The organism is Pseudomonas sp. NPDC079367, assembly GCF_044542195.1.
In the GTDB taxonomy this organism is placed as follows: Bacteria; Pseudomonadota; Gammaproteobacteria; order Pseudomonadales; family Pseudomonadaceae; genus Aquipseudomonas.
Genome location: NZ_JBITTW010000006.1, coordinates 55,487 through 70,805, shown reverse-complemented (window position 1 = coordinate 70,805; position 15,319 = coordinate 55,487). Strand labels below are relative to the sequence as shown.

Below are 15,319 nucleotides of genomic sequence, written 5' to 3'. Positions count from 1 at the left end.
CCATGCTCATCCCCGTGATTCTGTCCGGCGGTGCCGGCACCCGTTTGTGGCCGGTGTCCCGCGAGGGCCACCCCAAGCCGTTCATGACCCTGCCCGATGGCCAGTCGTTGCTGGCCAAGACCTACCAGCGCGCGGCAGCGTTGCTCGATGGCTGGGGCGACATCGTCACGGTGACCAATCGCGAGTACTACTTCCAGAGCAAGGACCACTACTGCGCAGCCCGGGTGTCACGCCATCGCGGGCACTTTTTGCTTGAGCCGAGCGGGCGCAATACCGCACCGGCGATCGCGGCAGCAGCGCTGTCGTTGCAGGCACTGCATGGCGACGACGCAATCATGGTGGTGATGCCGGCGGATCATCTGATCGTCAATCAGGACGCCCTGAAAAGTGCGGTCGAGCATGCAGTCAATCTGGCGAAGGATGGTTATCTGGTGACCTTCGGCGTGGTTCCGACCGCCCCGGAAACCGGCTTCGGCTACATTGAAACCGGTGCGCCGCTGGATGCCAGAGGCGCGGCCAAGGTGCAGCGCTTTGTCGAGAAACCCGACCTGCAAACCGCCACGCATTACCTGGAAAGCGGCAACTTCCTATGGAATTCGGGAATGTTCTGCTTCACCACCGCGACCCTCCTCGCCGAGCTGCAACTGCACGCCCCCGAGTTGCTGGAACAGACCCGCGCCTGCATGGCTGCCAGCGCACCGGTCGAAACGGTTGGCTGCCTGCAACAGGAGTTGTCGCCGACGCTGTTCGCCGAAATCACCGACATCTCCATCGACTACGCGCTGATGGAGCGCTCGGAAAAAGTCGTTGTGGTGCCCGCCGGTTTCGACTGGAGCGACATCGGTTCGTGGAACGCGGTCGCAGCGCTGATTCCCGCCGACGCCGACAACAACCGCGCCAGCGGCGAAGCCATCTTCATCGACAGCCACCACAACTTCGTGCATAGCGAAGGCCGGCTGGTAGCGACCGTGGGGGTGGATAACCTGATCATTGTCGACACCGCCGACGCCGTATTAGTCGCGCATGCCGACCGCGCTCAGGATGTCCGCCGCGTGGCGAAACAGCTCAAGGACAAGTCCCACGAGGCCTATCGCCTGCATCGCACGGTGAGCCGACCGTGGGGCACCTACACCGTTCTGGAAGAAGGCCCGCGTTTCAAGATCAAGCGCATTGTGGTCAAACCCGGTGGCAAGCTGTCGCTGCAGATGCACCATCACCGCAACGAGCACTGGGTGGTGGTCGAAGGCATGGCCAAGGTCACCAACAACGGTTCCGGCACCACGCTGGTCGCCAAGAACGAATCGACATTCATTGCTGCCGGTCACCGCCATCGCCTGGAAAATCCCGGGGTGATCGATCTGGTGATCATCGAAGTGCAGAGCGGCGAGTACCTGGGCGAGGACGATATCGTTCGCTTCGAAGATCAATACGGCAGGACGGTCTGAATGCTGCTTTCTTTGTACCGCTCAATGCGCAGCTACCGGGGATTCATCCTCGGCAGCGTCAAACGCGAGTTCCAGTCGCGATATCGCAACTCGCTGTTCGGCGCGCTGTGGACGGTGCTCAACCCGCTGTCGATGATCGTTGTCTATACGGTAATTTTTTCGCAGATCATGCGCGCTCGCCTGCCGGGCGTGGAGGATGGTCTGGCTTATAGCGTCTACCTGTGCGCCGGTTTGCTGACCTGGGGTCTGTTCGCGGAAATCACCACACGCAGCCAGACCATGTTTCTGGAAAATGCCAACCTGCTGAAGAAACTCAGTTTCCCGCGCATCTGCTTGCCGGTGATCACTCTGCTCAACGCCGGGATCAACTTTGCAATCATTCTCGGCCTGTTCTTCGGCTTCCTTCTGGTCAGCGGCCGCCTGCCCGGCATGGCCCTGCTGGCGCTGATACCGCTGCTGGTCGTGCAGGTGATTTTCGCCGCCGGACTGGGGATGTTGCTGGGCATGCTCAATGTGTTCTTTCGCGATGTCGGGCAAATGTTCGGTATCTGCCTGCAGTTCTGGTTCTGGCTCACGCCCATCGTTTATCCATTGTCGATCCTGCCACCGGGCATTCAGCACATCATCAGTTTCAACCCGATGACCGCGCTGATGACCAGCTATCAGAACGTCTTCCTCTACAATCAATGGCCGCACTGGCCTGCCCTGCTGCCGTTACTGATCATCGGACTGTTGCTCTGCGCCATGGCGCTACGCCTGTTCCGCCAGCGAGTCGGTGAAATGGTGGACGAACTCTGATGGGACACATACGCGTCACCGGCCTGGCCAAAGCCTACAAGCAATACCCGAACCGCTGGAGCCGCTTGCTCGAATGGCTGGTGCCGTTCTCCCGCGCTCGGCATGACTTGCATTGGGTGCTGCGTGATGTCGACTTCGAAATCCAGCCCGGTGAAGCCGTGGGTATCGTCGGCGTCAACGGCGCAGGCAAAAGCACCTTGCTCAAGATGATCACCGGCACTACCCAACCGACTTGCGGACACATCCATCTGCAGGGCCGGGTGGCCGCGCTGCTGGAATTGGGCATGGGTTTTCACCCGGACTTTACCGGTCGCCAGAACGCCGTCATGGCCGGGCAACTGCTGGGAATGCAGGTCGAAGAGATCGACGCGCTGATGCCGCAAATCGAAGGCTTTGCCGAGATCGGCGAGGCCATCGATCATCCGGTGCGTACCTATTCCAGCGGCATGCAGATGCGCCTGGCATTCAGCGTCGCTACCTCGCGCCGCCCGGATATCCTGATCGTCGACGAGGCGCTGTCGGTCGGCGACGCCTATTTCCAGCACAAGAGCTTCGAGCGCATCCGCGGCTTCCGCAAGGCGGGCACCACCCTGCTGATCGTTTCCCATGACCGCTCAGCCATTCAGTCAATCTGCGACAGCGCCATCCTCCTGGAGAATGGCCGCCTGGCCATGCGTGGCAAACCCGAAGAAGTCATGGACTACTACAACGCCATGCTCGCCCAGCGTGAGGGCCAGATCGTACGGCAAGAGATGCTTGCCAATGGCCAGGTGCAGACGATTTCCGGCACCGGCGAAGCGGGCATTCTCAACGTTCGCCTGCTCGACGCACAGGGCCGCAGCCTTGAGGTCGCTGAGGTCGGTCAGCCGGTGGTCTTGGAAGTACAGACTGAAATCCGCCAGGACATCGAGCGGCTTATTCTTGGCTTCATGATCAAGGATCGCCTGGGACAAGCGATTTACGGCATCAATACCCATCGTCTGGACAAAGCGGTGACCGACCTCAGCGCGGGCGAGCGAATAACTTTCCGTTTCGCCTTTGACATGCGACTGGGCAAGGGCAGCTACTCGGTCGCCTTGAGTCTGTCCCGGCTGGACTCGCATCTGGACCGCAACTTCGAGTGGCGCGACTACGGTTTGATTTTCCACGTGATCAACAATCGCCAGGAAGACTTCGTCGGCTGCTCCTGGTTGCAGGCGCAGACCGACATTACCCGCAGCAGCGCGCCCCTCGCCCAGTTGACCGACACGGAGAGCTTGCCATGACCCGCTTGTTGGTGGAATGCACCTATGTTTTCGAGCACCCTGCCGCCAATTCGGGCATTCAACGCGTAGTGCGCAACGTCATCCAGCAACTGCCGAGCGCCGATGAAAGCATTGAATGCATCCCGGTAGTGATGATCGAGGGTGCTCTCTACCAGGTAAAAAGCCTGGCGCCAATCAAGTCGCTCAAGCTCGACATGATCGGCGTAAGGGTGAAACTCGAGGAGTGGGCCAACGCCTTCTGGTTACGTCACCGCGCACTGGAACGGCGCTGGCCGTTCAACCGCTCGCATTTCACCCGACGGGTGCTGTATATCGGCTGCAGGCTAACCGCGTTTGGCTGTTTCAGTCTGCCGATGCGCCTGTTTGAACGCGCGCTGCGGGGCAAACACATTCCTGAGCGCTGCGTGCCGCTGGCCCACCGGGCGGGTGATCAACTGGTGCTGCTGGACTCATCGTGGCACGCGAACTTTTTCCCCCTCGCCGAACAACTCAAGCGTGACGGGGTGGGTATCGTTTCGGTTATCTACGATTTGATCCCGCTGACCCATCCACAGTTTTGCGATGCCGGTCTGGTCAAGGTGTTCAACGACTGGTTTGACTGGATCGCGCGCACGGCCGATGGCTATGTAGCGATCTCGGCGACGATCCGCGATCAGGTGCATGAGGAAATGCAGCGCCGCATCGGCTCGCATCAGGTCGACCAACGCTGGTTCGATTACTTCCATCTGGGCTCCGAGCTGGACCTGAGCGAAGCCGAGGCGGAAGTCGACCGCGGCTTGCTGCAGCTGTTCATAACCCCTGAACCAGTGTTTCTGATGGTCAGCACCATCGAGCCGCGCAAGAACCACGCCTATTTGCTTGATGCGTTCGAACGCGCCTGGTCCGTCGGCTCGCCAGCCCGGTTGTGCATTGTCGGCAAGATTGGCTGGAAGTGTGAGGCACTGATCGATCGCATCCGCCAACACCCCGAACTGAACCGGCGTTTGTTCATGTACAACACACTGTCCGACAAAAGCCTCGAATACGCCTACTCCCACGCTACGGCGCTGGTGTTTCCGTCCCATGTCGAAGGCTTCGGTCTGCCACTGGTAGAAGCCATGCAACGAGGGTTACCGGCAATGGCCTCCGACATTCCGGTGTTCCGCGAAATTGGTGGTGAGTACATGGCCTACTTCGATTTGACCAATCCGCAGTCGCTGACTGACCTGGTGATCGGAATGGAGCGCTCCGGCGCTTTTCCGGCACCGCTGAGCCTTGAACACTGGCGCTGGCTGAGCTGGCGTGAGGCGAGCGCGCAACTGGTCGAGCGTATTGTGCGCAACCTCAATGCTTCGCTGCCGGCTCCGGAACATCAGCATGCGCATTGCTCTTAACGCTCGCATCCTGCAAGCACCGCGCACCGGCATCGGCCATTACGTCGCCGAGCTGGTCAACGCCTTGCGTGGCGAATCGGATGTGGACATAAGCCTGTTTCACGGCTGGGGCTGGAGTTGCGTTGTGCCGGATGCTGCCATGCCCGGCTATTCGCGCATGACGCCATTGTTGCGGCAGATACCCGGGGCTTATCAGGCACGGCGCTGGCTGGAGCAGAAACGCTTCGATCAGGGGCGCGCGCAAGGGATCGACCTCTATCACGAACCGAGCCTGTGGCCGCTGGCCTTCGACGGCCCGACCGTGATCACCCTGCATGACCTGACGCACCTGCATTTCCCGCAAACCCAGCCGCCGGCACGGCTGAGGGAAATCGAACGCCGTCTGGCCGCAGGCGTGGCACAGGCGCGAATCATTCTGACCGACTCACATGCCATCGCTGACGAGGCCCAGGCTTTTTTCAATCTTCCTGCGCAGCGATTTGTGGTGGCGCCGCTAGGCGTGGCCGAACGTTTCCGTCCTCGGCAAACCGAGGAAATCGACAGTGTGCTCAAGGCCCACGCCGTTCAGACACGGGAATATTTCCTCTGCGTCGGCACCCTTGAGCCGCGCAAGAACCTGAGCCTGGCATTGCAGGCCCACGCCCTTCTGCCCGACGCCGTACGCCAGCGTTTTCCCTTGTTGATCGCGGGTATGGCCGGCTGGCAGCGCGAGCAGTTCAACGAACCATTGCGCCAGGCGTTGGCCAGCGGCCATGTGTGTCTGCTCGGCTATCTGCCCGATGAGCAATTGGCGCAACTGCTGGCCGGCGCCCGGGCGCTGATATTTCCATCGCTGTATGAGGGTTTTGGCTTGCCGGTGCTGGAAGCCATGGCCAGTGGCACGCCGGTGGTGACGACTCGCTCTTCGGCGATGCCGGAAGTGGCCGGCGCGGCTGGCAACTATATTGAAGCGGACGATGCCGAGGGCCTGCGTGACGCAATGAGCCGTTTGATTGACGACTCACCGCATTGGCAGGCCTGCCGCGAAGCAGGATTGCAGCAGGCGAGGCTTTTTACCTGGAAGCGTTGTGCACAGGCTACGGCCGGTGCCTACCGCCAGGCCATGGGAGGTTGAATGCGCGTTCTTCATTTCTTCAAGACATACCTGCCCGATTCGGTCGGCGGCATCGAACAAGTCATCTTCCAGTTGTGCGAGAGCGGTGCCCAGCACGGCATCGATGCACAGGTGCTGACCCTCAGTGCAGACCCGACCCCACCGGTGGTGCAACTCGGTCAACACCAGGTGTATCGGGCGAAGCTGGATATCCAGTTTGCCTCGACCGGGTTTTCATGGAGTGTGTTCAAGCAGTTCCGCGAGCTGGCCGCCGAGGCCGACGTGATCAACTATCACTTCCCGTGGCCGTTCATGGACCTGGTGCATTTCGCCAGCGCCGTGAACAAGCCGAGCGTGGTCACCTATCACTCGGACATCATTCGCCAGAAGCATTTGCTCAAGCTCTATCGGCCGCTGATGAATCGCTTCCTCGCCAACGCGGACCGTATCGTCGCCGCCTCGCCCAACTATCTGCACACCAGCGATGTACTGCAGCAGTTTCAACACAAGACACGGGTTATTCCTTACGGTTTGAACAAGGCAGGTTATCCACAGCCCGATAGCGAACGGATGAACCGCTGGCGCCAACAGCTTGGGGATAAGTTTTTTCTTTTCGTCGGGGTGATGCGTTATTACAAGGGGCTGCACATCCTGCTCGATGCACTCAAAGACGTCGATTATCCCGTGGTGATCGTCGGTGCCGGGCCGCTGGAGCAGGAACTGCATGCACAGGCCGCTGCGCTGGGCCTGCGCAATATCCATTTCCTTGGACGACTGAGTGACGAGGACAAGGTCGCGTTGCTGCAATTGAGCTACGCCATCGTCTTCCCTTCGCACTTGCGTTCGGAGGCCTTTGGGATTTCGTTGCTCGAAGGCGCGATGTACGGCAAACCGATGATCTCCAGCGAAATCGGTACCGGCACCAGTTTCATCAATATTCACAACGAAACCGGGCTGGTGGTACCTCCGAGCAATCCACAGGCCTTTCGTGAAGCCATGCGTACGCTATGGGAAAACCCTGCGCGTGCCGCCGAAATGGGTGTCAAAGCCGAAGCGCGTTACCGGCAGTTGTTCACCGCCGATGAGATGGGCCGCAAGTGGACAGAGCTGTATCAGGAACTGCTGGCTGAAAAGGCTCTGTCCTACGCTTGAGTGCAGGAAATCACGCGGTTTTCTGCAAACCCGCGACGGTACGCGGCATCGCGACAAAACCGGGCAAGGCTTCGATCCGCGCCAGCCAGGCGCGTACGTTGGCATAGTCATCCAGCGAGACATTGCCCTCCGGCGCATGCGCAATGTAACTGTAGGCGGACACGTCAGCGATGCTTGGCTCCTCGCCCGCCAGATACGCCGTTTTGCCCAACTCCAGCTCCATGACCTTGAGCAGGTTATGCGCACGGCCAATGACTTCCTCGGCATTCAGTTGCGCGCCAAACACGGTGATCAGGCGTGCCGCTGCTGGGCCAAACGCAATCGGTCCCGCCGCTGCCGACAACCAGCGCTGCACATGCGCCGCGCCCACCGGGTCGGTTGGTAGCCAGCGACCGTTGCCATATTTCTGCGCCAGATACACCAGAATCGCGTTGGAATCGGCCAGCACCACGCCGTTGTCATCAATCGCCGGCACTTGGCCGAAGCTGTTGATCGCCAGGTACTGCGGCTGCTTGTGCTCGCCCTTGGCCAGGTCGACGAAGATCAGCTCGGTCGGCAGTTGCAGCAGCGACAGCATCAACTCGACGCGGTGGGCGTGGCCGGAACGTGGGAAGTTGTAGAGTTTGATCGCTTGCATGGTCGACTCCGCTGGAAAGTGACGTCGCTACGGGGATGAGCGCGCCGATGGAGTCATCATCTATGGGTTGCTGGAACAACAGAATAACCAGCCGCTGCAATCGATTATTTCATCTCGTGCAATAACGCCGCAGCGCTCAAGGCCGGGTGCTCACGCAGAGCCTTCACGGCGAAGTCGACGAAACTGCGGATCCGCGCCGGCGCCTTGCGCCCGCCCTGATACACCACATGGATCGGCAACGGCGGCAATTCAAACTCGGCGAGGACGATTTCCAGCTCGCCCGCCGCGACTTTGTCAGCCACTTGATAGGACAGCACTCGTGTCAGGCCCAGGCCTTTGCGCGCGGCGGTAATCGCCGACTGATTGGCCGTGACGGTCAGACGCGGTTCGGTGCGCACGCTGAGCGCTTCACCGCCGTCGAGAAACGGCCAGTTGCGTTGCTGACCGATCGCCGATGTCGCCACCACTGGCAGCGCGGCCAAGGCCTGCGGATGCTCCGGGCGGCCATGTGCAGCCAGAAACGTCGGCGAGGCACAAATGACCCGCCGCACTTCACCGACGCGAATCGCATGCTGATTGCTATCCGGCAGCTCACCGATGCGCACCGCGACATCAATGCCCTCCTCGACCATGTTGACGACCCGGTCCAGCAACAGCGCATTGATCGACACATCCGGATAGCGACAGAGGTAATCGGCCATCACCGGCGTAACGAACAGATCACCGAACAACACCGGCGCAGTAATCGTCAACTGCCCGCGCGGCAAGGCATGGCTGCCGGCCGCCGAATCTTCGGCCTCCTGCACTTCGGCGAGAATCCGCCGGCAGTCGTCACAATACCGCTGACCTGCTTCGGTCAGATGCACGGTGCGCGTGGTGCGCACCAGCAACTGCGTACCGATATGCTGCTCCAGGGCCGCCACCGCCCGCGTGACACTCGCCGCCGATAAACCCAGACGCCGCGACGCCGCCGAGAATCCCTGCTCTTGGGCAACGACAACGAAGATCTGCATTTCCTGGAAACGATCCATGGGATTCCTCGGGGCGGATACGACAATCGCAGCCAAGGCTGCGATTGCGGGAGCTGATGCCGAACACAATATTGTCACCAGCCGAGCTGTGATAATCCGTTACGCCAGATGTTCATTCAATACCTCGGACAGTCTATCCATCGCCTGATGCAGCACGTCCACGGCTTCGGTCAGGGCATGTGTATCGGTGCCCTCGCTGGCAATTTCCAGCGCCTCACACGCGTGGATCAATGATTGCACTTTGACAATGCGCGCGCCCCCCTTGACCCGGTGTGCCAGATCGGACAGTCCCTGAAGATCATGCGCGGTGAACAAGCGCAGCAATTTGACCCTGTCTTCGTCGTTGCTCGTGGCCAGGTCGTTCAATAGAAGTTTGATCGAGGTCGAATCGCCATGGGTCAATTGTTCAAGATCGCTCAGATCCATGTCATGGCCAGTGGAGGGTCCGCTCGGGAGCTCCACAGCTGAGCGCTGCTGTCGCACAACGGCAATGAGGCGTTGACTCAAATCCCTCAGGCTGATCGGTTTGAACAGGCAATCGTCCATGCCGGCCAAGGTGCAACGCGTTTTTTCCTCGGGCAAGGCATTAGCAGTGAAGCCCAACACGAGGCAACGTGGCGCGCCTCGGGCGGCCTCATCATCACGAATCGCCTGGGCCAGGTCGTAGCCGTTCATGACGGGCATGTTGCAATCGGTGATGACCACATCGAATGTCCCACTGCGCCAGGCGCGCAGACCGCGAGCGCCGTCTTCGGCGTCGGTGACCCGATGGCCGAGGTAGCTCAGCTGTTGCGACAGTAGCAAACGGTTCGCCGGATAGTCGTCGATCACCAGGATATTCAGGCTCTGCCGGCCGCCCTGCGGCGGCTCGAGGTTGTCAAGCGGCGTGCTAACCAACGGGTCAAGGATCGGCAAGCTGAGGCGCACTTCAATCTCCGTACCTTGCCCCAGCTGGCTCGACAACGTCAGGCTTCCGCCCATCATTTCGCAGAGTGTGCGACTGATCACCAAGCCCAGACCGGAACCACTGCGAGCCGACTGCCCATGGTTGCCTGCCTGGGAGAACGGGCTGAACAACTTGGCCTGGTCGTCCTCAGAGATCCCACGGCCGCTGTCCTTGATGCGCAAACAAAGGCGCAGACGCTCATCGTCGCTGCAGTCGACATGCACCTCCAATCGCACCTGACCGGCCTCAGTGAATTTGATCGCATTGCTCAACAGATTCGACAGAACCTGTTTGAAGCGCATCGGATCAATCAGCACATCGACATTGCTTAAAGCGTCCATTTCCAGTTGAAGGCGCAATTGCTTCTGCCGCGCCAGGCCGTCAAAGATACGCACCACCGATTCCACCAGTTCGCGCAGATTGGCACGTTGCGGCGCCAGCGAAAGGCGCCCGGATTCAATCCGCGCGATGTCGAGGATATCGCCTATAAGATCCAGCAGGTCTCGGGCTGCTCCGGAGGCCACCTCGATCGCGAAACGATCAGTCTGACCTTGATCGGCTTTCTTCATGGCCAATTCCAGCATGCCAATGATGGCGTTCATCGGCGTACGGATTTCGTGACTCATGGACGCCAGGAATGTGGTCTTGGCACGATTGGCGCCGTCGGCCGCATCCTTGGCGATTTGTAGCTCCTGCAACAGGTGAAGTCGTTCGCTGACATCAATCCACCCGGCAATCATGCCGTTCACGGTTCCGTCATTACCCCGGTACGGCAGCATCCAGTGATAGATCGTCAGATTGCGTCCGTCAGGGAGCGTCAGACTGCGGTCTTGAATGCTCGGTTTACCGTCCTTCATGACTTGCAGGTAATCATCCTGATACCCCTGCGCCTGAACGGCATCAATCAACAGGCCCTGAGTCACGGTTTTACCGATGACCGCGTCACGCGCCACGCCGAACACCTGGAGATAACCGCTGTTGCAGATCATCAGGCGACCTTCGCGATCACGTACATAAATAGGATGCGGCGTGCCATCGATCAGCACACGCATGAACTCCACCTGATCATTGAGGGCCAGTTCCGCTTGGCGGCGCTTGCGCATCAACAGCCGCAGATAAGCAATCCAGCCCAATGCCATCAGCAGCAGCACGCTTGCGATCACGAAGCCACGAATGATCATGCTGCCATTGCGCAGCCAGTAGCTGTCATTCACCGTCAACTCGCTACTCCAGCGGTTGGTCAGTTCATCCATTTCTTCCGGGCTTATGCTCAACAAGGCCTTGTCGAGAATCGAGTACAGCTCCAGTGCGCCACGATCAGTCGCTAGCGCGAGAGGTGCAGGCTGAGTCCCGACCGTGCTGATGATCTGCAAGGTGTCACGGTATTGGCGCGAGATCATGAAACGCGCACTGACCAGCGAGTTGAGTGCGCCGTCGACCTTGCCTGTGGCAACCATGTCCATAGCCTCATGCGCATTGCGCGCAGGAACCAATTGCACAGCAGGAAACTGCTCGATGAGGTACTGGCGCATCAAGTTGCCGGTAATCAGCGCCAGGCGCTTTCCGGCCATCTTGTCCAACGTCAAAGCGGTACCATCGCCGCCGCGTCGGGTGACCAGCACGAACGGGTTAATCAGATAAGGCCTGGTAAAACGCAGCTCACCTTCGCGCTCGGTGCTGGGCGTGAACGCTGCCAGCATGTCCGCCCTGCCACTGGTGACTTCATCAATCATTTGACTGACCGAATCGACGCGCCGGATATCGAATTGCAACCCGGTGCGCAAGCTGATTTTGGCCAGCACGTCGGCGCTGATGCCACGAAAGTTGCCACCCTCATCGACAAAAGTCAGGGGCACGAAGTTATCGTTGATCGCGACGACGACGCGCGGATGCGCATTCAGCCATTGCTGTTCTTTAATGCTGAAATGCACTGCGTGCTGCCCTCGGATGGCGATCCCGCCAGCGCTCCAGCGGTGTTGAATTCTCATGCGTTCCTCGGTGGGGACGGTCTTCAACGCCGCGTTGAGAATACGCAATAACTGGGCGTTGCCACCCTGCACCGCAAAACTGAAAGGCTGCGTCTCCATTTGAGAAAAATCGCTGAGCCGCACATTGTTCAGATAGTTCTTTTTGATGAGATAGTTGGAACTGAGCGTGTCGCCCAGATAAACGTCGGCCTGACCGAACGCCACCGCGCCGATGGCCGCCAGGGTTGAAGGATAGAGCTGCAATTTGGCTTCTGGGTAAAAGGTCTTGACCGTCAGTGGCGGAAGATAGTGATACAGCATTGCCACTCGCTTGCCGGCCAGGTCTGGCGATAAATCAGGACGCTCGTCAAAGCGCGTGACCAGGCTCGGATTATCATCCGCATATGGCAGCGAGATCGCCAGCTCAGGATCCGCCGCCTCAAAGCCGTTTGCCGTACCAATCATATCGACTTCGCCAGCTTTCAGAGCACCCAGCAGATCATCGCGCGAGGCGTAGCGCCGCACCTCGATATCAATATGCAGCAGTTGCCTGATCAACTGCGCATAATCGGCGGTCAGGCCTTCATAATCATCGCCGTTACTGGTAATCGCGAAGGGTGGATAATCCGGGCTGCTGTCACCGAGTAACAACTTGCCTTTGCTGCGTAGCCAGCGCCAGTCAACCTCATCCAGCGAGACTGCGTATTCAGCAACGTCCGATCGGCCGAGCACTCGCAAACTATCTGGATGCGGGTCTGCCAACACAGGCAGGCCCGCGAAGACGCCGCATAAAAACCAACCAGCCAGGCAAATTTTTAAGTTCATAGTGGTCTAGAGAAGATTGTTACGCTTGGCAAAATCAGCGAGGTAGACCACCGATTTGACGTTGAGCTTTTCAATGAGCCGTGTTTTGTAGGTGCTGACCGTCTTGTTGCTTAACAACATCGCGTCGCCGATCTCTTTATTACTCATCCCACTGGCAAGTTGTTGCAGGATCGTAAGTTCTCGATCCGACAAACTTTGAATAAGTGCCTGATCGGTCGCTTGGGTATCGATGCGCGCCAACGAACTGTTATTCAGGTTGGGAAAGAAAGTGTAACCGTCCATCACAATCTTGATGGCCTTTACCAGTTCGCCCAGCTCGTTGGTTTTAGAAAGAAAACCTGCCGCGCCGGCCCTCATGCAGCGCATGGAATAAACCTGTGCGGGTTGCGAGGTCAATACGAGTACCTTGCAGGAGAGTTTCAGCGCGCTGATGCGCGAAATCACCTCTAGCCCGTCAAGCTTGGGCATGGCTATATCCAGAATAAGCAGATCCGGGCTGTGTTCGCGGGCCTGCTGCACCGCATCAGCGCCGTTATCAGCCTCGGCTACCACATCGAAGTGCTGTTGCTGTAACAGCATTCTGACGGTAGATCGAATGAAAGGATGATCGTCCACGATGATCGCTTTAAGCATAAAAAATCCCCGTAGGACAAATGGACGAAGGACGTTGCTGACCGCACGGTCGACGATGGAAATGAAGACCAGCCCGATGCGATTCGCAAAATACATGAATGTCACTGGAGTTTAGGGAATTTCTCCAGACCCGTACGAAAATCCATGCCGAACCGTGCGCATCAAAAAACACTTCGCTTCAGTTCGCCGGCCCTCAGCGCCTGCCAGATAAAGTATGGCCCGGCTCAATCTTCAATCAAAGCAGTTGCGCAGAATATCAGAGGTGCTGAACCACTGATTACCAAGGCTACCTGACGGCAAGCGGGTCAAGGCACAAGACGGTGGCAACTATGAACATCTTTTTCCATCGCTGCTGACATGACTGTAAATGCCAGGGTTACGATACAAAAACGACGTCGTTTTCGAATAAGTTGATGATGCCGTCTTTTCGAAGTGCCTAAGTAGTAGCAAATACCTCTCTTTTTACAAAGTTCTTGTACAACTTTTAACCCGACACATTTTCGAAGTGGATTAATGGTGAAGGTTGCATGCCAATGCCTAAATTATTGAGTTTCAAATGAAAAAAACCGATGAGATTCGGTTGGTATAGTTGCTCTAATTCACTTTAACGATTCACTATTCTTTATTTATAAAAATCGCTGGGAAATTTCCTACGCAACACAGGGAATCGAACTACAGTTGGGGCTGACACGTGCATCTATGATGTGCTCCCTGTCCGGATCAAGCCGCTCATTTCGATCAGCGCCATTTCCGTCCAGTCCCTGTCCCCCATGAAGAATGAGTACTGACATGAATCGCAAAGTAATTGCCCTGGCCTTGATGAGCGTTGCAACCGTAGGAAGCGTACAGGCTTCTGATGGCACCATTAACTTCGCTGGTGAGCTGGTTGCACAAACCTGCACCGTTACCATTGATGGTGGCCCGAGCCCACAAACCAAAAATCTTCCCAAGGTTTCGACCAGTATCCTGAATGCTGCAGGTCAAGTAGCGGGCGCGACGTCGTTTCTGATTGGCTTGACCGGGTGTGCAGCGACCCCAGATAGCGTCACCGCATTTTACGAGGCGGGCAGTACAGTAGATCCGCTGACAGGACGTATGCGTAACACTGACGCTGGTGGTGCTGCGAACGTAGAACTGCAATTGCTGGATGGTGGGACCGGCGCGCCTATCCAGATTGGCAGTGACACTCAGACGACGACCAATACCCGCTACACAATTGATGCATCGGGTAACGTCATCATGCCTTACGCCGTCGAATATTATGCTACGGGCACCACAACTCCGGGTCTCGTAACAAGCCAGGTCACGTTCTCGATCGACTATCAGTAATTTTTTTGGCGGGCGCTGAGTCAATGGCAGCGCACGGCCCAAAAAGGGGGCGTGTATGAATAGCAAACGTTGGGGCTTAGCCCTGGTTATTGTTGCATCTGTTTCCTTCGGACAAGCAGTTGCAGGAGTCGTGATCACCGGTACACGTGTGATCTACCCGGCAGGCCAGAAGGAAGTTACGGTCAAGCTCAATAATAACGGTGGTTCGCCAGTCCTTGTTCAATCCTGGATTGACTCTGGAGATATAAAGGGGAGCCCAACCAATTCCACTGCTCCTTTTGTTATGACGCCCCCGGTTTCAAGAATTGATCCGAACAAGGGCCAGAGCCTGCGATTGATGTTCACAGGTGCAACGCTGCCTTCGGACAAGGAAAGCGTTTTCTGGCTGAATGTACTGGAGATCCCGCCGACCGACAAAGCTGCGCCGGGTGACAACAAGATGTACATGGCCTTTCGTTCACGGGTGAAACTGTTTTATCGACCTGCGAATTTGGCTGGCAAGCCCGCCGAGGCTCCGGCACAAGTGAAATGGAGCATCGCCCCGGCTGCGGCTGGCGGGGGTTACGCGCTCAAAGCCTATAACCCTTCGGCTTATCATGTTTCGCAAGCCACCATAACGCTGGTTGACGGTAGTAAACGCTACGAAGTCGCCCCGGCAATGGTAGGTCCGGGCGAAACCAGATCATTTCAAATAAAAGGGTTGACGGGCAATCCGTCGCCTTCGAGCAAGATTGAATTCGAAGCAATCAATGATTACGGCGCCTACAACAAAACTGTAGCTGAATTGAACAAGTAAACAGTTCGCTTGGTCTCCGGCCCATTTTT

12 protein-coding genes are annotated in these 15,319 nt (G+C 57.9%); 8 read left to right on the top strand and 4 right to left on the bottom strand.

The window, feature by feature from the left end; translation table 11 throughout:
* Positions 1 to 2: 2 nt before the first annotated feature.
* Genes ACIGDJ_RS09355 through ACIGDJ_RS09330 form a run of 6 tightly spaced genes read left to right on the top strand, consistent with a single transcriptional unit; the run spans position 3 to position 7,126 of the window.
* Positions 3 to 1,445, top strand: coding sequence for a mannose-1-phosphate guanylyltransferase/mannose-6-phosphate isomerase (locus ACIGDJ_RS09355; protein WP_101159761.1), 1,443 nt, complete (start codon positions 3 to 5; stop codon positions 1,443 to 1,445).
* Complete coding sequence (locus tag ACIGDJ_RS09350; protein ID WP_101159760.1) at positions 1,446 to 2,243, top strand: ABC transporter permease; 798 nt, start codon at positions 1,446 to 1,448, stop codon at positions 2,241 to 2,243.
* Entirely contained in the window at positions 2,243 to 3,508 is a 1,266-nt protein-coding gene (locus tag ACIGDJ_RS09345) for an ABC transporter ATP-binding protein (protein WP_397478702.1), read from the top strand. Before ACIGDJ_RS09350 ends, ACIGDJ_RS09345 begins: the two co-directional genes overlap by 1 nt.
* Complete coding sequence (locus ACIGDJ_RS09340; RefSeq protein ID WP_101159758.1) at positions 3,505 to 4,881, top strand: glycosyltransferase family 1 protein; 1,377 nt, start codon at positions 3,505 to 3,507, stop codon at positions 4,879 to 4,881. The genes ACIGDJ_RS09345 and ACIGDJ_RS09340 overlap by 4 nt, the downstream gene beginning before the upstream one ends.
* Positions 4,865 to 5,995, top strand: a complete 1,131-nt coding sequence (locus ACIGDJ_RS09335) for a glycosyltransferase family 4 protein (RefSeq protein ID WP_397478703.1) — start codon at positions 4,865 to 4,867, stop codon at positions 5,993 to 5,995. The genes ACIGDJ_RS09340 and ACIGDJ_RS09335 overlap by 17 nt, the downstream gene beginning before the upstream one ends.
* On the top strand, positions 5,996 to 7,126 hold the full coding sequence (locus tag ACIGDJ_RS09330) for a glycosyltransferase family 4 protein (RefSeq protein WP_313000204.1): 1,131 nt from the start codon (positions 5,996 to 5,998) through the stop codon (positions 7,124 to 7,126).
* A 10-nt stretch (positions 7,127 to 7,136) separates the two neighbouring features.
* Here the strand turns inward: ACIGDJ_RS09330 and ACIGDJ_RS09325 are convergent, their stop codons facing one another.
* From ACIGDJ_RS09325 to ACIGDJ_RS09310, 4 genes are all read right to left on the bottom strand, one after another.
* Positions 7,137 to 7,763 (bottom strand): glutathione S-transferase family protein, encoded by a 627-nt coding sequence (locus ACIGDJ_RS09325; protein ID WP_101159755.1) that lies wholly within the window; start codon positions 7,761 to 7,763, stop codon positions 7,137 to 7,139.
* A 104-nt stretch (positions 7,764 to 7,867) separates the two neighbouring features.
* Positions 7,868 to 8,794, bottom strand: a complete 927-nt coding sequence (locus ACIGDJ_RS09320; protein ID WP_397478704.1) for a LysR family transcriptional regulator — start codon at positions 8,792 to 8,794, stop codon at positions 7,868 to 7,870.
* A gap of 99 nt (positions 8,795 to 8,893) precedes the next feature.
* Positions 8,894 to 12,532 carry a transporter substrate-binding domain-containing protein gene (locus ACIGDJ_RS09315; protein ID WP_397478705.1) on the bottom strand — a complete coding sequence of 1,213 codons (3,639 nt, stop codon included), beginning with the start codon at positions 12,530 to 12,532 and terminating at the stop codon, positions 8,894 to 8,896.
* Positions 12,533 to 12,538: 6 nt separating this feature from the next.
* Positions 12,539 to 13,165, bottom strand: a complete 627-nt coding sequence (locus ACIGDJ_RS09310; RefSeq protein ID WP_313000593.1) for a response regulator transcription factor — start codon at positions 13,163 to 13,165, stop codon at positions 12,539 to 12,541.
* A gap of 789 nt (positions 13,166 to 13,954) precedes the next feature.
* Between ACIGDJ_RS09310 and ACIGDJ_RS09305 the strand changes: the two genes are divergently transcribed.
* Positions 13,955 to 14,494 (top strand): fimbrial protein, encoded by a 540-nt coding sequence (locus ACIGDJ_RS09305; protein ID WP_313000211.1) that lies wholly within the window; start codon positions 13,955 to 13,957, stop codon positions 14,492 to 14,494.
* A gap of 55 nt (positions 14,495 to 14,549) precedes the next feature.
* The gene (locus ACIGDJ_RS09300) at positions 14,550 to 15,290 is read left to right on the top strand and encodes a fimbria/pilus periplasmic chaperone (protein ID WP_313000215.1); all 741 of its coding nucleotides are present in this window, start codon (positions 14,550 to 14,552) and stop codon (positions 15,288 to 15,290) included.
* The last annotated feature ends 29 nt before the right edge of the window (positions 15,291 to 15,319 follow it).

Excerpts from the sequence above, each read along its gene's own strand:
- ACIGDJ_RS09355 (WP_101159761.1), top strand. The coding sequence starts at position 3 with ATGCTCATCCCCGTGATTCTGTCCGGCGGTGCCGGCACCCGTTTGTGG.
- ACIGDJ_RS09350 (WP_101159760.1), top strand. The coding sequence starts at position 1,446 with ATGCTGCTTTCTTTGTACCGCTCAATGCGCAGCTACCGGGGATTCATC.
- ACIGDJ_RS09345 (WP_397478702.1), top strand. The coding sequence starts at position 2,243 with ATGGGACACATACGCGTCACCGGCCTGGCCAAAGCCTACAAGCAATAC.
- ACIGDJ_RS09340 (WP_101159758.1), top strand. The coding sequence starts at position 3,505 with ATGACCCGCTTGTTGGTGGAATGCACCTATGTTTTCGAGCACCCTGCC.
- ACIGDJ_RS09335 (WP_397478703.1), top strand. The coding sequence starts at position 4,865 with ATGCGCATTGCTCTTAACGCTCGCATCCTGCAAGCACCGCGCACCGGC.
- ACIGDJ_RS09330 (WP_313000204.1), top strand. The coding sequence starts at position 5,996 with ATGCGCGTTCTTCATTTCTTCAAGACATACCTGCCCGATTCGGTCGGC.
- ACIGDJ_RS09325 (WP_101159755.1), bottom strand. The coding sequence starts at position 7,763 with ATGCAAGCGATCAAACTCTACAACTTCCCACGTTCCGGCCACGCCCAC.
- ACIGDJ_RS09320 (WP_397478704.1), bottom strand. The coding sequence starts at position 8,794 with ATGGATCGTTTCCAGGAAATGCAGATCTTCGTTGTCGTTGCCCAAGAG.
- ACIGDJ_RS09315 (WP_397478705.1), bottom strand. The coding sequence starts at position 12,532 with ATGAACTTAAAAATTTGCCTGGCTGGTTGGTTTTTATGCGGCGTCTTC.
- ACIGDJ_RS09310 (WP_313000593.1), bottom strand. The coding sequence starts at position 13,165 with ATGCTTAAAGCGATCATCGTGGACGATCATCCTTTCATTCGATCTACC.
- ACIGDJ_RS09305 (WP_313000211.1), top strand. The coding sequence starts at position 13,955 with ATGAATCGCAAAGTAATTGCCCTGGCCTTGATGAGCGTTGCAACCGTA.
- ACIGDJ_RS09300 (WP_313000215.1), top strand. The coding sequence starts at position 14,550 with ATGAATAGCAAACGTTGGGGCTTAGCCCTGGTTATTGTTGCATCTGTT.